Genomic DNA, 14,708 nt, shown 5'->3' on the forward strand with positions numbered 1-14,708 from the left:
GCGGTATGCAGCGGAAACAGGCCGACGTCGCGACTGAAATGTCCGAGCACTCGTGGGAATGCGCCCCACAAGCGTGGATGCGGAAACGGGTCTTCCGGCAAACCGTCGGAGCCGATCATCGACAGCGGATGCGCGAGGATGCTTCGTACATCAGCCTCGTCCATGCCGTAATACACCGCCCCCGCCGGTTGCAGTCGGCGGGCGGCTTCGAGCAGCGCAGTGCCCCACTCGGCAGCAATGTCCATCAGATCCCGCCCCCCCATTTCCGGGTGCGGCGTGGACCAGGTGATGGTGATGCGATGGGCGTCGGTGACTTGCTTGAGGTCCAGCGTCGAAGAACTCGCCGCGTAGGGATAACAATCGCAAGCCACCGGGTGGGTTTTCGCGGCGTGTTCGAGGGACGCCAGCAATTGCGGACTACKGCCCCAGTTACCGGCGCCGGCGCATTTGAGGTGGGAAATGATCACCGGCGACTGTGCGTGGCGTCCGATGCGGAACGCCTCGTCCATGGCCTCCAGCACCGGTTCGAACTCACTGCGTAAATGGGTGGTGTAGACCGCGCCGAATGCCGTCAACTCTTCGGTCAACTGCATCACCTCATCAGTGGATGCCGAGAAGGCGCTGGCGTAGGCCAAGCCTGTGGATAAACCCAAGGCACCGGCCTCAAGGCTATCGCGCAGTTGCTCGCGCATCGCGCTGATTTCAGCGTCGGTCGCGGTGCGATACAGATCGTCCAGGTGATTGCTGCGCAACGCGGTGTGCCCCACCAGCGCAGCTACGTTCAGCGTGGTATTGGCCGCTTCGACGGCGGCGCGATAGTCGCTGAAGCGCGGATACACGAACGCCGCGGCGGTACCGAGCAGGTTCATCGGGTCCGGCGGATCACCGCGCAAACTCACCGGCGACGCGCTGATCCCGCAGTTGCCGACAATCACCGTGGTCACACCCTGGCTGAGTTTGGGCAGCATCTGCGGCTGGCGAATCACCACCGTATCGTCGTGGGTATGCACATCGATGAAACCCGGCGCCAACACTCGGCCAGCGGCCTCGATTTCTTCGATGGCGCGAGCGTTGTGCAAATCGCCGATTCGCTCGATGCGGCCATTCAGAATCGCCACGTCAGCGGGGTAACCGGGGGTGTTGCTGCCGTCGATAATCAGCGCATTGCGGATCAGCGTGTCGTACATCATGTCAGTCTCCCAGCGGCAAGTGATCGTCGCCGCCGCGGTAGTCGTCCAGGGCCAGTTTGATCCGCCGCAGACGTTCTTGATTGTCTTCAGGACTGGCCAGCGCCAGCTCGGTGGCGAGCACATCGATGGCCAACAACATGCCGTAGCGCGCCGCCGTGGGTTTGTAGATGAAGGAAGTCTCGGCGCTTTGCAGCGGCAACAGCACATCGGCCAATTGCGCCAGCGGCGAGTCGGCGCGGGTGATGGCGAGAATTCGTGCGCCGTAGCTGCGCGCCAGCTCCACCGCTTCGAGCAGTTCGGGCGTGATGCCGGTCAGCGAGCAGGCGATGACCGCGTGTTCGGCGCCAAGGCTGGCGGCGGTGACGCGCATCATCACCGGGTCGTGACACACCGCAATCGGGTAGCCGAGGCGCACCAGCCGCACTTGCAGTTCATCGCTGCACAGGGTCGAGCAGCCGCCCATGCCGAAGGCGTGAATCATCCGTGCCTTGCCCAACAGTTTCACCGCATCGGCGAAGCGCGACTCATCGAACGCTGCCAGGTGCTGGCGCAAGGTCGACTCGATATCGCCGACAATCTGCCCGTAGAACGCCGACTGTTCGGGCGTGCCCGCCGGGTCCAAAAAGCGGCTACCGACGCCACTGGCCTGGGCCAGTTGCAGGCGCAAATCCCGCAGGTCGCGGCAACCGACTGTACGGGCGAATCGCGACAGCGTGGCAGTGCTGACTTCCGCCCGCTGCGCCAGCTCATCGAGGCTGGCGGATGAGGCAAATCCTACATCGTCGAGCATCAGCCGAGCGATACGTCCTTCGCCGGCGCTGAAGGATTCCTGACGAGCGCGGATCTGATAGAGGATGTCCATGGCGGATGGCTCCGACTAAAGCAGGTGAGAAAGGCCAACGGTCAGGCCGAAGGCGACCACCGAGATCAGCGTCTCGAGCACTGTCCAGGTCTTGAAGGTCTGGGTGACGGTCATGTTGAAGTATTCCTTGATCAACCAGAAGCCGCCGTCGTTGACGTGGGAAAAGATAACCGACCCCGCCCCCGTCGCCAGCACCAACAGCTCCGGGTGGGGATAACCCAGACCAACGGCCACCGGCGCGACAATCCCTGACGCGGTGGTCATGGCCACGGTGGCAGAACCAGTGGCGATGCGCATCAACGCGGCGAACAGCCAACCCATCAACAGCGGCGACAACTGGAATTCATCGGCCAGGCTGACGATCTGATTGGTGACGCCAGCGTCCACCAGAATTCGGTTCAAGCCACCACCGGCACCGACCAGCAAGGTGATGCTGGCGGTCGGCGCCAGGCATTCATTGGYGAACTTGAGGATCGACTCGCGATTGAAGCCCTGGGCCAGGCCGAGGGTCCAGAAACTCAGCAAGGTCGCCAGCAGCAAGGCGATCACCGAGTTGCCGATGAACAGCAGGAACTGATTGAATCCGCTACCCGGCGTGGAGATCAGGTTGGCCCAGCCGCCGATCAACATCAGCACCACCGGCAACAGAATCGTGGCCATGGTGACACCAAAACCCGGCAGGCTATCGCGCGGCTCACGCTCCAGGAACTGGCGTTCCAGGGGGTTATCGGCCGGCAGTTGAATGCGCGGCACGATGAATTTGGCGTAAAGGGGACCGGCGATAATCGCGGTCGGAATACCGATCAGAATCGCATAGAGCAAGGTCTGCCCCACCGACGCCTGATAGACCTGCACCGCCAGCATCGCCGCCGGGTGTGGCGGTACCAGCGCGTGGACCACCGAAAGCCCCGCAACCATCGGCAAACCGACCATCAGAATCGACACGCCCACCCGCCGCGCCACGGTGAATGCGATGGGCACCAGCAAGACAAAACCGACCTCGAAGAACAGCGGCAGCCCTACAAGAAAGGCGATACACACCATCGCCCAGTGGGCATTTTTCTCGCCGAAACGGTCGATCAAGGTGCGCGCCACCTGCTCCGCACCGCCGGACTCGGCCATCATCTTGCCGAGCATCGTGCCCAGCGCCACCACCAGCGCAATGTGCCCCAACGTCTTGCCAACCCCGGCCTCATACGCCCCCACCACACCCGACGGCGGCATCCCTGCCAACAGCGCCAGGCCGATGGACACCAGGGTGATCACAATGAAGGGATTGATCCGGTAACGGGCGATCAGAACGATCAGCGCAATGATGGCGATGGCGGCGTAAACCAACAGCCAATAGCCGAAGGAAAGCGTCATGCGGTACTCCTCGAAAGGGTCACGTCGAATGGGTTGTGAAACTCATAAATCATTTCGACGGGCTACTTTCAAACGAAGTGAAAGTAATTTTCGTGGAGGGGTAAGGGATGTCGTGCAGAGGTATGGGAGATCGCGGGTTATGAAAATCGGATAGCGGAATTTTCATCCCTCTGCGTGAGAACAATCAGCGTAGAGGGATGATAGTTCCACTATCGAGGCAGGCTTGACTCTGCTGTATCGAGATCAAGTCATCAGAGATTGCGCGATAGCGCCCTGCGTACGCTATCACTGTTCAGCGCAGGGCTTTCAGTCTCGGCAGGGGATTGCGTCGGTGCAGGACTTTCGGCCTGGAAAGAGATTTCAGCCTGGTCCGAGCTTTCGACTTGAACAGGGCTTGGCGCCTGTTCGCGACTGGCGACTCGATTGTCCAGGGTCTCGATGTAGGCGTTCAAATCTCTAATCAGCAGTTTCTTGCGCTGGGCGCCCCGATACCACGCGTAGAAAAAATAGCCCGCCGCCGCCAGGAAGCCTAGCCCGGCCGTAGCAAGACCGGCGATGCACAATCCAAGCACGATCAGCACTGTCTTCCAGTTAAAGGGCGACAGCTCCAGTTCGGTATTCAGTGCACTCGCGTCACGCAGCACCCAGCGCTTGGACGCTGTGTGGTTCTGCAAAATGGTGTGCAGAGGCGAACCATCCTTTTTCAAGGCACTGATCAAAGAGATTTCCTGACCTGTGCGCAAAGGAATGTCCATGCCGCGCAGCTTTACATCGTGCTCGATACCGTCCGGCGTTTTGACCCAGATCTCATGATTGATAATTGAAACAGAACTGATGCGCACAGGCGTCACATCACCGTCGTTACCGTTCACCTGAACGCCGCCCGTGGATGTCACACGGGTCTCGCTGATTTTTTCGCTGCTCACCACTTCACCGCTCAAGACAGTGAAAGAAACGGTTTTATCGCCATGGGTAAAGTTGTGCATTTCGATTCCTTGATAGACCCACGTCGATCGACGCGCAGGAGAAAGATCCGTATGCAGCGGATGCTACTAAGTAGCCATCACACTGTCCATAATTCGCCACCACTCGTGACACAGAGCACAGGAACGACCCCCATCGATGTCAGTCGTGATGCTCGCTGGCGCGTTTGAGCAGTTTCTTGCAGCGATCGGACAAGTGCAGCACGCGTAGCTGCTTGCCAGCCTTGGTGTAGCGCTCGCGCAATGTCTTCAACGCGGCGATGGCCGAGTAATCAACGAAGCTCAAGTGGCGACAGTCGACAGTGACCACAGACGGATCATTGGCGGGATCGAACTGGTTGAGAAAAGGCGTCGTCGAGGCGAAGAACAACGTGCCGTGCAGGAGGTAGAGCTTGCTGCCGTCGGCTTCTACGTGACTGTCGGCATACAGCTCGCGAGCGTGTTGCCAGGCAAAGTTGAGCGCCGCAATGATGATCCCGCACAACACAGCGATGGCCAGATCGGTGAACACGGTAATCACCGTGACCGCGATGATCACCAAGACATCGTTCAGCGGCACCTTGTTCAGTACCCGCAATGAAGCCCAGGCGAACGTCTGCTGCGACACCACAAACATCACCCCAACCAATGCGGCCAGCGGAATGCGCTCGATCAGCGGCGAAAGGAACAGCACAAACAGCAGGATCATCCCCCCGGCCACCGCACCGGACAGCCGACCGCGACCGCCGGAGCTGAGGTTGATCACGGTTTGCCCGATCATCGCGCAGCCACCCATGCCGCCGAACACACCAGAAACCATGTTGGCAGCGCCCAAGGCCACGCACTCGCGATCCGGATAGCCGCGGCTCTCGGTGATCTCGTCGGTGAGGTTCAGGGTCAGCAGGGTTTCCAGCAAGCCGACCACCGCCATCAATATCGCGTAAGGGACGATGATGCGCAGGGTTTCCGGGCTCCAGGGGATGTCTGGCAGCGCAAAACCCGGCAAGCCACCGGCAATGTGCGCCATGTCGCCCAGGGTACGGGTCGGCAGGCCGAGCAGGTAAACCGCCAGCCCAACGCCCAAAATCGCCACCAGCGCCGGCGGCACGGCACGCGTCAGGCGCGGCATCAGGTAAACGATGGCCATCGTCAGCGCCACCAGCCCGATCATCATGTACAGCGGCGCCCCACTCAACCAGGCCTCACCGCTCTTGAAGTGCTCCAACTGGGCCAGCGCAATGACAATCGCCAGGCCGTTGACGAAGCCGAGCATCACCGGATGCGGCACCATGCGCACCAGCTTGCCCAGCCTCAACAGACCAAACGCCAACATGATCAGCCCGCCCAGCAACACCGTCGCCAGCAAGTACTGGACACCGTGCTGCACCACCAGCGCGACGATCACCACCGCCATCGAGCCAGCGGCACCAGACACCATCCCCGGCCGTCCGCCRAAGAGCGCAGTCAGGGTGCAGATGATGAAAGCGCCGTAAAGCCCCATCAATGGATTGAGGTGGGCCACCAGCGCGAAAGCGATACATTCGGGGAGCAGGGCGAAAGAGGTGGTGAGTCCGGCCAGGACATCGGCGCGCAGACGTTTGGGTTTCATGGCTTACCTAAAAATACAGGCGGGAAAAGAGGGACGCGGATGTTACGGAATTGACGGCGGGCGGGCCAGTGAATGGGTGGCCTGCTCGCAATGAACGATCACGCGACCTGCGAATCAGCCCCTGAAATCGGCAATCGCATAAGCCGCCAATTTGCCCTGGATGAAGTCCAGAAAGCACTGGATCCGTAGGGCCAGTTGCGAGTTGCGGTAGTACACCGCGTTGATGGGTTGGCGATATCCGCTGTTGAACTCCGCCAGCAACACCTGCAAGCGACCGGCGCGGATGTCGTCGATGGTCATGAAGTGCGACAGGCAGGCAATGCCTTGACCGGCCAGCGCCAGGTGCCTGATCGTCTCGCCACTCGACGCACTGATCGACGCTTGAATCGGCCAGCGGTCACCATGGACATAGCGCAGTGGCCATTGGTTGAGACCTTCGTTATGGGTAAAACCCAGCAGCGTGTGCTCGCTCAAATCCTCGACAGCGCTCGGTACGCCGTGTTGTTCCAGATACGCTGTGCTTGCGACGATGTGCAGCGGGCTGCAACCCAGGGAGCGGGCGTGCAGGGTCGAGTCGGCCAGCGTGCCGATGCGAATGGCGATGTCGGTGCTTTGTTCGAGCAGGTCGATGATCAAATCGTTGCTGTTGAGTTCGAGCTGGATGTCCGGGTAGAGACGGCGGAACTCATCGATGTACGGCACGATGGCGTGCAGCATGAACGGCGACGCGGCGTTGATCCGCAGTCGCCCGGACGGGGTTTGCTGGCGAGAGGACAGACGCTCTTCGAGCTCGTCCATCTGATCGAGAATCAGCTTGGCGTGCTCGAAGAAATATTTGCCCTCTTCGGTCAGGTCCATGCGCCGGGTGGTGCGATTGATCAGCGTGGTATCGAGCTTGGCCTCCAGCCGCGACAGCGTGCGGCTGACCGCCGACGGCGTTTGCCCGACTTGCTCAGCCGCAGCCGAAATCGACCCGCACTCAATCACGCAGACGAAAATCTGCAACTCATCGGATCTGGCTTTCACGTGTGTCCCTTATCGATAGTCCTGCACTGCTTCAGATATCGATAGTAGCCGAGCGTCATGCCTTAAGGCCAAACACCTCGGTCAAGTGCTGCTCATAACGCGCCACATCCGCTTCGATATTCGGGCGCTTCATCACATCGACGCACAAAAAGGTCGGCAGACCGGTCATGCCGAGGAAGGTATTGGCCTTGTGGAACGGCAGATACACCGCGTCCACGCCCTTGGCTTCGAAGAAGTCGGTCGAGTCGTCGAAGGCTTGCTGCGGGGCGTTCCAGGTCACCGAAAGCATGTACTTTTTACCGTGCAACAAGCCGCCGCTGCCGTACTTCTGCGACGCGTCGGAGCGCGTGCGGCCGTCGTTGGCGTAGAGGCTGCCGTGGCCTGCAGTGAAGACTTCATCGACGTACTTCTTGACCGTCCAGGGCGCGCCCATCCACCAGCCGGGCATCTGATAAATGATCACATCGGCCCAGAGGAACTTGGCGACTTCCTCGGCGACGTCGTAGCCCTCGTCGATGAACGTGGTTTTCACATCCACACCACCGCGATCCAGCACGCTCAACGCTGCTTCATGCAGCGTCGTGTTGTAGCGACCATCGGAGTGGGCAAATTTTTTGCCGCCATTGAGCAACAGGACTTTTTTCATGAGAAATCTCGCAAGGTTGGAATCGATGGCGGCAGCCTAACGATCAGCCTCGCGCGGAATAAGCGCTCCATCCGCAAAATTCATTTGACCTATACGCACGAATCAACAAGCGATTGTTGCCATAAACTTGCGCCGATTCTGACTGTTTAGGAGATTCTGATGAGCGAACTGCAAGGCTTCATCCTGCACGCCAAGACCCGCCCGGAAAAAGCCGAGGCCTTCGAAGCGTTCTTCCGTGCCTATGTCGAACCGAGTCGCGCCGAACCCGGTTGCATCGAGTACCACATGCTGCGCGACAAGCAGGACCCGACGCTGTTTATCTTCTACGAGATCTGGCAATCCCAGGCCCATCTGGACGTGCACTCGAACCTGCCCCATATGAAGCAGTTCCTCGACATGCGCATGGAATATCTGGAGCAGGATTTCGATATCCGCCCGATCGAGATGCTCAGCACATCGTCCGCTAGCCGCTGATCAGCAAGTGGCCGCCGAGCACGCCGAGGCCGATGAAGAACACGCGCTTGAACAACACGGCGCTGATCCGCTGGCGCAGCCATTGCCCCAGCAACATGCCGAGCACCGCCGGGATCAGCGCCAGCAGCGACGCGCTCAACTCGCCACCGCCGAGGGCGCCGCGCCATGACAGGCCGGCGGCCAACGCGAGAGTCGAGACAGTGAACGACAGGCCTAGCGCCTGCACCAGTTCATCCTTGTTCAAGCCCAGCGCTTGCAAATAAGGCACCGCCGGAATCACGAAGACACCGGTGGCCGAGGTGATGACGCCCGTCAGCACACCGCAGAGCGGACCGAGCCAACGCTCGGTGCGACCGCCGACGCGCAAGGTCGGCAGGAACAACCCGCTCAAGGCGTAGATCAACAGCGCCGCCCCCAGCCCCCGTACCACCCAATGTCCACCGGCCATGCCGATCCACACTGTGCCAGCACCAGTGCCGATGAAAATCGCCAGCAGCATCGGCCATAACCGGTTGAGCAACCCGCGCAAATGACCGCCGAAGGCCAGTTGCCAGACGTTGGTCAGCGTCGCGGGAATGATCAACAACGCCGCAGCCTGCGACGGTGCCATAGCCAGGCCGAGCAGGCCCATGGCAATGGTCGGCAGACCAAGGCCGATCACACCTTTGATCATCCCAGCCAGCAGGAAAGTGGCGACAATCAATAGGGACAGGGCCAAGCCCAGATGTTGATAGAACGCGGCAAGTGTATTCATGGGGCTATCGTGGGCCCTGAAGGGTGCCTTGAAAATCTGCCATATACTGAGGCTGCCTCTTGCTCTACAAGAGGCAAATGATCCGGGACACTGTATGCACTTCGACCTCACCGACCTGCGCCTCTACTTGAATATCCTCGACACCGGCAACATCACCGCCGGTGCCGCCCGCAGCCATTTGTCGCTGGCGGCGGCGAGTGCACGAATCCGCGCGATGGAAGCGTCACTGGGCATCGAGTTTCTTGAGCGAGGTCGTCGCGGTGTCAGCCCCACTCCGGCCGGCAAGGCACTGGCGCAGCACGCTCGAGTCCTGCTGCAACAGGCCGAGCGCATGCAGCAGGAGCTGGTCGAATACGCCAAAGGCGTCAAAGGCCAGGTGCGGTTGCTGTGCAATACCACTGCGATCACCGAGTACCTGCCGGAGTTGCTGGCGGACTTTCTGCGCGACCATCCGAACCTCGACATCGACCTGCAGGAGCTGCCCAGCACACGCATCACCCACGCCTTGCGCCAGGGCGCAGCAGACCTGGGGATCGTGTCCGACGCCGTGRATACCGACGGCCTGCAAACCCGCTATTTCCGCGACGATCCGCTGGTGCTGATCCTGCCGCGTGATCACCCCTTGGCCGACACCGGACCGCTAAATTTCAGCGCCACTTTGCACCACGACTACGTCGGCCTGAACGCCAACAGCGCCTTGGCCATTTACCTGGAAGAACAGGCCCTGCACAGCGGCTTGCGGATGCAGGTCCGCATCCGCGCCGATGGTTTCGAGGGCGTGATGCGCATGGTCGCCCGGGGAGCCGGGCTGGCGATCGTGCCCTTGGCGGCGGTCGAACGCTGGCCGGCTGAAACGCCGTTCAAAAGCGTCGTACTGGAAGAGCCGTGGGCTCGCCGCAAACTGTTGCTGTGCGCCCGGGACTTCACCGTACTGCCCCGTTATGCCCAGGCCTTGCTGAGCGCCTTGACTCTGCCCTGAGGGGCAGGTTTTTGCCCGCCGGAAAATCTTTGAGCGTTTGCGCGTTTCTGGACAGCTCGATGTCGAATACAGACAACTGAGCGGAGCATGGGCGCTATAGGGTGCGACTTCAGTTCTTCAGTACCACTTTCTATATTCCAAGGCCCGGAGTCCACATGACCGCACCGATTACCGTTCTTCGCGACACTCACCCGTTGCCCGTACTCGACGCCTGCAAATGGGAAAAGCTCGAAGGCGATCCGCACACCGTCAACCTCAACGCGTACACCAGCGAAGATGGCAGCAAGATCATGGGCACCTGGATCTGCACGCCGGGCAAGTGGTATGTGGAATACGTGAAGTGGGAATACTGCCACTTCCAGGAAGGCTACTGCATCATCACCCCGGAAGGCATGGCGCCGATCCACCTGCGCGCCGGTGATATCTTCGTCATCGAACCGGGGATGAAAGGCACATGGGAAGTGGTTGAAACCGTGCGCAAGTATTTCGTGTTTGCCTGATGCAAAAAACCGAGAGACCACCCGACGTGGTCTCTCGGTAAAAAGGCATGCATGAATCCTGTGGCGAGGGAGCTTGCTCCCTCACCACAATCCCCTTATTGGGGTTTGCGATAGCTGTTGATGATCGCCGAGAAGTCCTTGCCCCCTTCCCCACGCAGGCTCATCGCCTGATACAACTGCTGGGCCACCGCGCCGAGCACGACCGGTTGGTGCGCCTGACGTGCCGCCTCAGTGGCCAGCCCCAGATCCTTGAGCATCAGTTCAGCACCGAAACCGCCGGTATAACCGCGCGAGGCCGGCGCCGTTTCGACGATGCCCGGCCACGGGTTGTACATCTCCGAACTCCAGCAACGCCCAGTTGAACTGTTGATGACGCCCGCCAGCACGGTTGTGTCGATACCCAGGGCGCTGCCCAGCGCCATGGCTTCGCTGACACCAACCATGGAAATCCCCAGCAGCAGGTTGTTGCAGATCTTGGCGATTTGCCCGGTGCCGACTTCGCCGCAGTGGACGATGTTGCGGCCCATCTGCGCCAGCACCGGTTGCAGAGTGGCGAACAGTTCAGGCGTGGCGCCGACCATGAAGGTCAGCGTCCCGGCCGCTGCACCGCCAGTGCCACCGGAAACCGGGGCATCGGCCATGGCCACGTCCTGCTTTGCGGCCGCCGCGGCAACATCTCGCGCCGTCTGCGGATCGATGGTGCTGCAATCCACCGCTGGCACGCCTTTGGCGATTCCCGCCAGCACACCGTCTTCACCCAGCCAGACACTGCGCACATGGGCCGCTGCCGGCAACATGGTGATCACCAGTTGCGCGTCTTTCGACGCTTCCTTCGGTGAAGTGCTGATGGTGCCGCCGAGTTGAGCCAGTTCGGCCAGCACGGTTTGATTGAGGTCAAACAGGTTCAGCGAATGGCCGGCCTTGATCAGGTTGCGCGCCATCGGCGCGCCCATGTTGCCGAGACCGATAAAAGCGATTTTCATGTCCGGCTCCTTAGCGCAAGTGGATGGTGGTGTTCACACCGTGGTTGATGCTGTCGTCATCGAACCAACGTGCAGTGACGGTCTTGGTTTGAGTGTAGAACTGCACCACTTGCTTGCCATACGGACCGAGGTCGCCGAGCTTCGAACCACGGGAACCGGTGAAGCTGAAGAACGGTACCGGCACCGGGATCGGGATGTTGATGCCGACCTGGCCAACGTCGATTTCCGACTGGAATTTACGCGCCGCCGCACCGCTCTGGGTGAACAGACCCGTGCCGTTGCCGAACGGGTTGGCGTTGACCAAGGCGATGGCCTCATCGAGGGTATCGACTTCCAGCACCACCAGCACCGGGCCAAAGATTTCCTGGGTGTAGATCTGCATCTCAGGGGTTACGCCAGAGAACAGGGTCGGGCCGACAAAGTTGCCCTGTTCGTAGCCCGGAACAGTGATGTCGCGACCGTCCAGCTCCAGCTTGGCGCCTTCCTTGATCCCGCTTTCGATCAGCTCGAGAATCCGTGCCTTGGCCCGCTTGGAAATCACCGGACCAACATCGGTGCCTGGCTCGCTGCCGGCATTGACCTTGAGTTTCTGCGCCAGCGCCTTGAGATCCGGCAGCCATTGTTTGGCCGCGCCCACCAGCACCACCACCGAGGTGGCCATGCAGCGTTGCCCGGCCGCACCGAAACCGGCGCCGACCAGTGCATTGAGCGCTTGCTCGCGGTTGGCATCGGGCAGCACAACGGCGTGGTTCTTGGCCCCCATCATCGATTGCACGCGCTTGCCGTGTTTACCGGCCAACTCGTAGACATGCGTGCCGACCGCGGTCGAACCGACGAACGAAACAGCCTTGATGTCCTTGTGGGTGCAAAGCGCATCGACCACATCCTTGCCACCATGAACGACGTTGAGCACACCCGGCGGAATGCCGGCTTCAATCGCCAGCTCCACCAACAGCATGGTCGACATCGGATCCTGCTCGGAAGGCTTGAGCACGAAGGTGTTGCCGCAGGCGATGGCCATCGGGAACATCCACAGCGGAATCATCGCCGGGAAGTTGAACGGGGTAATGCCGGCGCAGACGCCGATCGGCTGACGCAGGGTGTAGGTGTCGACACCGCCTGCGACGTTCTCGGCGAACTCGCCCATTTGCAGGCTGCCAATGGAACAGGCGTGTTCGACCACTTCCAGGCCACGGAAGATATCGCCCTCAGCGTCGGCGATGGTTTTACCCTGCTCATTGCTGAGTACCACGGCAATACGCTTGGAGTGCTCGCGAATCAGCGCCTGAAGCTTGAGCATGATGCGCATCCGCGCGCCGACTGGCGTCAGCTTCCAGGTCTGAAAGGCGCGATGAGCGGCGCTGATGGCGGCATCGACTTCAGCAGCGGTCGCGAAAGGGACTTTGGCCAGCACTTGCTGGGTCGCCGGATTGACGATGTCGTGCCATTCGGTGGTCTGGGATTCGACCCACTCGCCATCGATCAATAACTTGATCTTTTGTACGGTGGTTTCTAGCGATGCGTTCATGTCGGGTCTCCGGGACGTTGTTCTTATTTAGAGAGCTATCTTGGGAGCCAAGGCGAGAAAGTCGCCTTGAGATGAGGCGTGTGTCGCGATTTGGTTGTCGGACTGTTTTTGGAGTATAGATGTGCAAACTTCTAATAAGAACGCACATAAAAGCCGGTCCATCATGCAAAAAAACATCACGTCTTTAGGCTCGTTGAACTGGGATGACCTCAAGTTTTTCCTTGAAGTTGCCCGTACTCGCAAGGCCAGCACTGCGGCCAAGCGCCTGGCGGTGGACTACACCACTGTGTCGCGACGCATCAGTTCGCTGGAGGCCTCGTTGGGTACGCTGTTGTTCGAGAAGTCCCGCACCAACGGCTTCGTCCTGACCGCTGAAGGCCAGCGCCTGCTGGGTTACGCCGAATCGATCGAAAGCACTCTGCACATGGCTTGCGAGCAGGTCTCGGGCTCAGGCGTCGCGTTGTCCGGGCATGTGCGCATGGGCTGTACCGAAGGGTTCGGCAGCTTTTTCATCACCCCGCAGCTGAGCCATTTCGTCGACGCCTACCCGGCGATCTCGGTGGACATCCTGCCGCTGCCGCACTTCATCAGCCTGTCCAAGCGCGAGGCAGACATCGTCATTGCGCTGGAGCGGCCGGAACACGGCCCTTATGTCTGCTGCAAACTCTGTGACTATCGATTGCAGCTGTACGCGACCCAGGATTATCTGGACAAGCACTCACCGATCCGCCGCCCGGCAGATTTGARCAAGCATCAATTCATCAGTTATGTGGACGATCTGGCGTTCAGCTCGGAGCTGCTGTACCTGGCGAATGTGCTGCCCGGTGCCAGTGCCAATCTGCGCAGCACCAGTGTGATCGCGCAGTTCGTGGCGGCGCAGCAAGGACGGTCACTGGCGATTCTGCCGTGCTTTTTAGCGGCTCAGGATCCGCGATTGCTGCCGGTGTTACCACAAGAGATCACCATCACCCGGCAGTTCTGGATGTACTGCCGGGAGGACCTGCGCAAGCTCAAGCGGATTACCTTGTTGTGGGATTACATCCGTACCGTCACCGAGCAGAATCAGGCGCTGTTGATGGGGGAAAGTCGGGAGATGGTGTTCGCCGATTAATCGGCACTCACCACGATCGACACCCGGCGGTTCTCGGTGCGCCCGGCCGCGGTGGCGTTGGAGGCGACGGGCTTGCTGCTGCCCAGGCCGCGTAGCTGGATGTTTTGTTCTTTTATGCCGACAGCGGCCAATACCGCTTCAACGCTTTTCGCGCGACGCAGGGAAAGTTGTTCGTTATAGGATTCCTCGCCCGAGGCATCGGTATGGCCGTCAATCCTCACCCGCTCGATTCCCACGCCCAACAACGCCTTGCCAATGCGTTCGACGATCTGGGTACTGGCGGGGTTGAGGTGTTCGACATCGCTACCGAACAGCACTTTGCCGGACAGGCCGAAGGCCCAGCCCTCATCCGTCATCTCGAAACCTTGTTGCTTGAGTACAGCGATCTGCGCCGGGGTCAGTCCTTTCTGCGGTGTCGTCTGGCAACCGGTCAATGCCAGCAAGGTCATGAATAAGCTAATCGTAAAAAATCGCAGAGAACGCTGAGTGAATGTGAACACAAAAATTAGCTCCTGGTTTGAAGATGGACGACAGAGTGCTCCGACCCTGCCGTGTGGTGAGCGCCTCGGGAAAGGCGTTTGGCCTGATACATCGCGGTATCTGCAGCATCGAGCAGCGCACCGGGCGTAAGCCCATTATCCGGGTACACGGCGATGCCGATGCTGAGTGAAGTCAACACCTGGGTACCGCCCGGCAACAGGATTGGCGCGTCCATACTG

The 14,708-nt window shown here is 60.3% G+C and carries 16 protein-coding genes; 4 read left to right on the forward strand and 12 right to left on the reverse strand.

What is annotated here, in order from left to right:
- The 7 genes from AC1DLB_RS05365 to mdaB all read right to left on the reverse strand — a co-directional run.
- Positions 1–1,190 (reverse strand): N-acyl-D-amino-acid deacylase family protein (locus tag AC1DLB_RS05365; RefSeq protein ID WP_477784699.1); only part of this gene is annotated, 1,190 nt, incomplete at its 3' end.
- A 1-nt stretch (position 1,191) separates the two neighbouring features.
- On the reverse strand, positions 1,192–2,052 hold the full coding sequence (locus tag AC1DLB_RS05370; RefSeq protein WP_477744065.1) for a MurR/RpiR family transcriptional regulator: 861 nt from the start codon (positions 2,050–2,052) through the stop codon (positions 1,192–1,194).
- Positions 2,053–2,067: 15 nt separating this feature from the next.
- Positions 2,068–3,417, reverse strand: coding sequence for a GntT/GntP/DsdX family permease (locus tag AC1DLB_RS05375; protein ID WP_477784700.1), 1,350 nt, complete (start codon positions 3,415–3,417; stop codon positions 2,068–2,070).
- Between the two features lie 251 nt (positions 3,418–3,668).
- On the reverse strand, positions 3,669–4,403 hold the full coding sequence (locus AC1DLB_RS05380; protein WP_018929427.1) for a hypothetical protein: 735 nt from the start codon (positions 4,401–4,403) through the stop codon (positions 3,669–3,671).
- 139 nt (positions 4,404–4,542) lie between these two features.
- Positions 4,543–5,988 carry a SulP family inorganic anion transporter gene (locus tag AC1DLB_RS05385; protein WP_086946398.1) on the reverse strand — a complete coding sequence of 482 codons (1,446 nt, stop codon included), beginning with the start codon at positions 5,986–5,988 and terminating at the stop codon, positions 4,543–4,545.
- 114 nt (positions 5,989–6,102) lie between these two features.
- On the reverse strand, positions 6,103–7,014 hold the full coding sequence (locus AC1DLB_RS05390) for a LysR family transcriptional regulator (protein WP_018929425.1): 912 nt from the start codon (positions 7,012–7,014) through the stop codon (positions 6,103–6,105).
- Positions 7,015–7,069: 55 nt separating this feature from the next.
- Positions 7,070–7,660: an NADPH:quinone oxidoreductase MdaB gene (gene mdaB / locus AC1DLB_RS05395; protein WP_477744066.1), complete on the reverse strand. Its 591-nt coding sequence runs from the start codon at positions 7,658–7,660 to the stop codon at positions 7,070–7,072.
- A 159-nt stretch (positions 7,661–7,819) separates the two neighbouring features.
- Between mdaB and AC1DLB_RS05400 the strand changes: the two genes are divergently transcribed.
- On the forward strand, positions 7,820–8,134 hold the full coding sequence (locus tag AC1DLB_RS05400; RefSeq protein WP_018929423.1) for a putative quinol monooxygenase: 315 nt from the start codon (positions 7,820–7,822) through the stop codon (positions 8,132–8,134).
- On the opposite strand, the gene AC1DLB_RS05405 is transcribed toward AC1DLB_RS05400, so the two are convergent.
- Positions 8,124–8,888, reverse strand: coding sequence for a sulfite exporter TauE/SafE family protein (locus AC1DLB_RS05405; RefSeq protein WP_019651020.1), 765 nt, complete (start codon positions 8,886–8,888; stop codon positions 8,124–8,126). The two genes, AC1DLB_RS05400 and AC1DLB_RS05405, sit on opposite strands and share 11 nt — an antisense overlap.
- 94 nt (positions 8,889–8,982) lie before the next feature.
- Between AC1DLB_RS05405 and AC1DLB_RS05410 the strand changes: the two genes are divergently transcribed.
- Both AC1DLB_RS05410 and AC1DLB_RS05415 read left to right on the forward strand, forming a co-directional pair.
- On the forward strand, positions 8,983–9,867 hold the full coding sequence (locus AC1DLB_RS05410; RefSeq protein WP_477784701.1) for a LysR substrate-binding domain-containing protein: 885 nt from the start codon (positions 8,983–8,985) through the stop codon (positions 9,865–9,867).
- A gap of 155 nt (positions 9,868–10,022) precedes the next feature.
- Positions 10,023–10,367, forward strand: a complete 345-nt coding sequence (locus AC1DLB_RS05415) for a cupin domain-containing protein (RefSeq protein ID WP_007900627.1) — start codon at positions 10,023–10,025, stop codon at positions 10,365–10,367.
- A gap of 95 nt (positions 10,368–10,462) precedes the next feature.
- Here the strand turns inward: AC1DLB_RS05415 and mmsB are convergent, their stop codons facing one another.
- Both mmsB and AC1DLB_RS05425 read right to left on the reverse strand, forming a co-directional pair.
- Positions 10,463–11,350 carry a 3-hydroxyisobutyrate dehydrogenase gene (gene mmsB / locus AC1DLB_RS05420; RefSeq protein ID WP_019582621.1) on the reverse strand — a complete coding sequence of 296 codons (888 nt, stop codon included), beginning with the start codon at positions 11,348–11,350 and terminating at the stop codon, positions 10,463–10,465.
- A gap of 10 nt (positions 11,351–11,360) precedes the next feature.
- Entirely contained in the window at positions 11,361–12,878 is a 1,518-nt protein-coding gene (locus tag AC1DLB_RS05425) for a CoA-acylating methylmalonate-semialdehyde dehydrogenase (protein ID WP_086946401.1), read from the reverse strand.
- A gap of 163 nt (positions 12,879–13,041) precedes the next feature.
- On the opposite strand from AC1DLB_RS05425, the gene AC1DLB_RS05430 reads away from it, so the two are divergent.
- On the forward strand, positions 13,042–13,989 hold the full coding sequence (locus AC1DLB_RS05430; protein ID WP_477784702.1) for a LysR family transcriptional regulator: 948 nt from the start codon (positions 13,042–13,044) through the stop codon (positions 13,987–13,989).
- Here AC1DLB_RS05430 and yfiB read toward each other — a convergent pair.
- Positions 13,986–14,489, reverse strand: a complete 504-nt coding sequence (gene yfiB / locus AC1DLB_RS05435) for an outer membrane lipoprotein YfiB (protein ID WP_028939937.1) — start codon at positions 14,487–14,489, stop codon at positions 13,986–13,988. The genes AC1DLB_RS05430 and yfiB overlap by 4 nt on opposite strands.
- A gap of 5 nt (positions 14,490–14,494) precedes the next feature.
- A partial coding sequence (locus AC1DLB_RS05440; protein ID WP_477784703.1) for a diguanylate cyclase domain-containing protein occupies positions 14,495–14,708 on the reverse strand: 214 nt, incomplete at its 5' end.

This window comes from Pseudomonas sp. 05N434, assembly GCF_056396965.1.

Excerpts from the sequence above, each read along its gene's own strand:
- AC1DLB_RS05405 (WP_019651020.1), bottom strand. The coding sequence starts at position 8,888 with ATGAATACACTTGCCGCGTTCTATCAACATCTGGGCTTGGCCCTGTCC.
- AC1DLB_RS05370 (WP_477744065.1), bottom strand. The coding sequence starts at position 2,052 with ATGGACATCCTCTATCAGATCCGCGCTCGTCAGGAATCCTTCAGCGCC.
- mmsB (WP_019582621.1), bottom strand. The coding sequence starts at position 11,350 with ATGAAAATCGCTTTTATCGGTCTCGGCAACATGGGCGCGCCGATGGCG.
- AC1DLB_RS05415 (WP_007900627.1), top strand. The coding sequence starts at position 10,023 with ATGACCGCACCGATTACCGTTCTTCGCGACACTCACCCGTTGCCCGTA.
- AC1DLB_RS05425 (WP_086946401.1), bottom strand. The coding sequence starts at position 12,878 with ATGAACGCATCGCTAGAAACCACCGTACAAAAGATCAAGTTATTGATC.
- AC1DLB_RS05400 (WP_018929423.1), top strand. The coding sequence starts at position 7,820 with ATGAGCGAACTGCAAGGCTTCATCCTGCACGCCAAGACCCGCCCGGAA.
- mdaB (WP_477744066.1), bottom strand. The coding sequence starts at position 7,660 with ATGAAAAAAGTCCTGTTGCTCAATGGCGGCAAAAAATTTGCCCACTCC.
- AC1DLB_RS05380 (WP_018929427.1), bottom strand. The coding sequence starts at position 4,403 with ATGCACAACTTTACCCATGGCGATAAAACCGTTTCTTTCACTGTCTTG.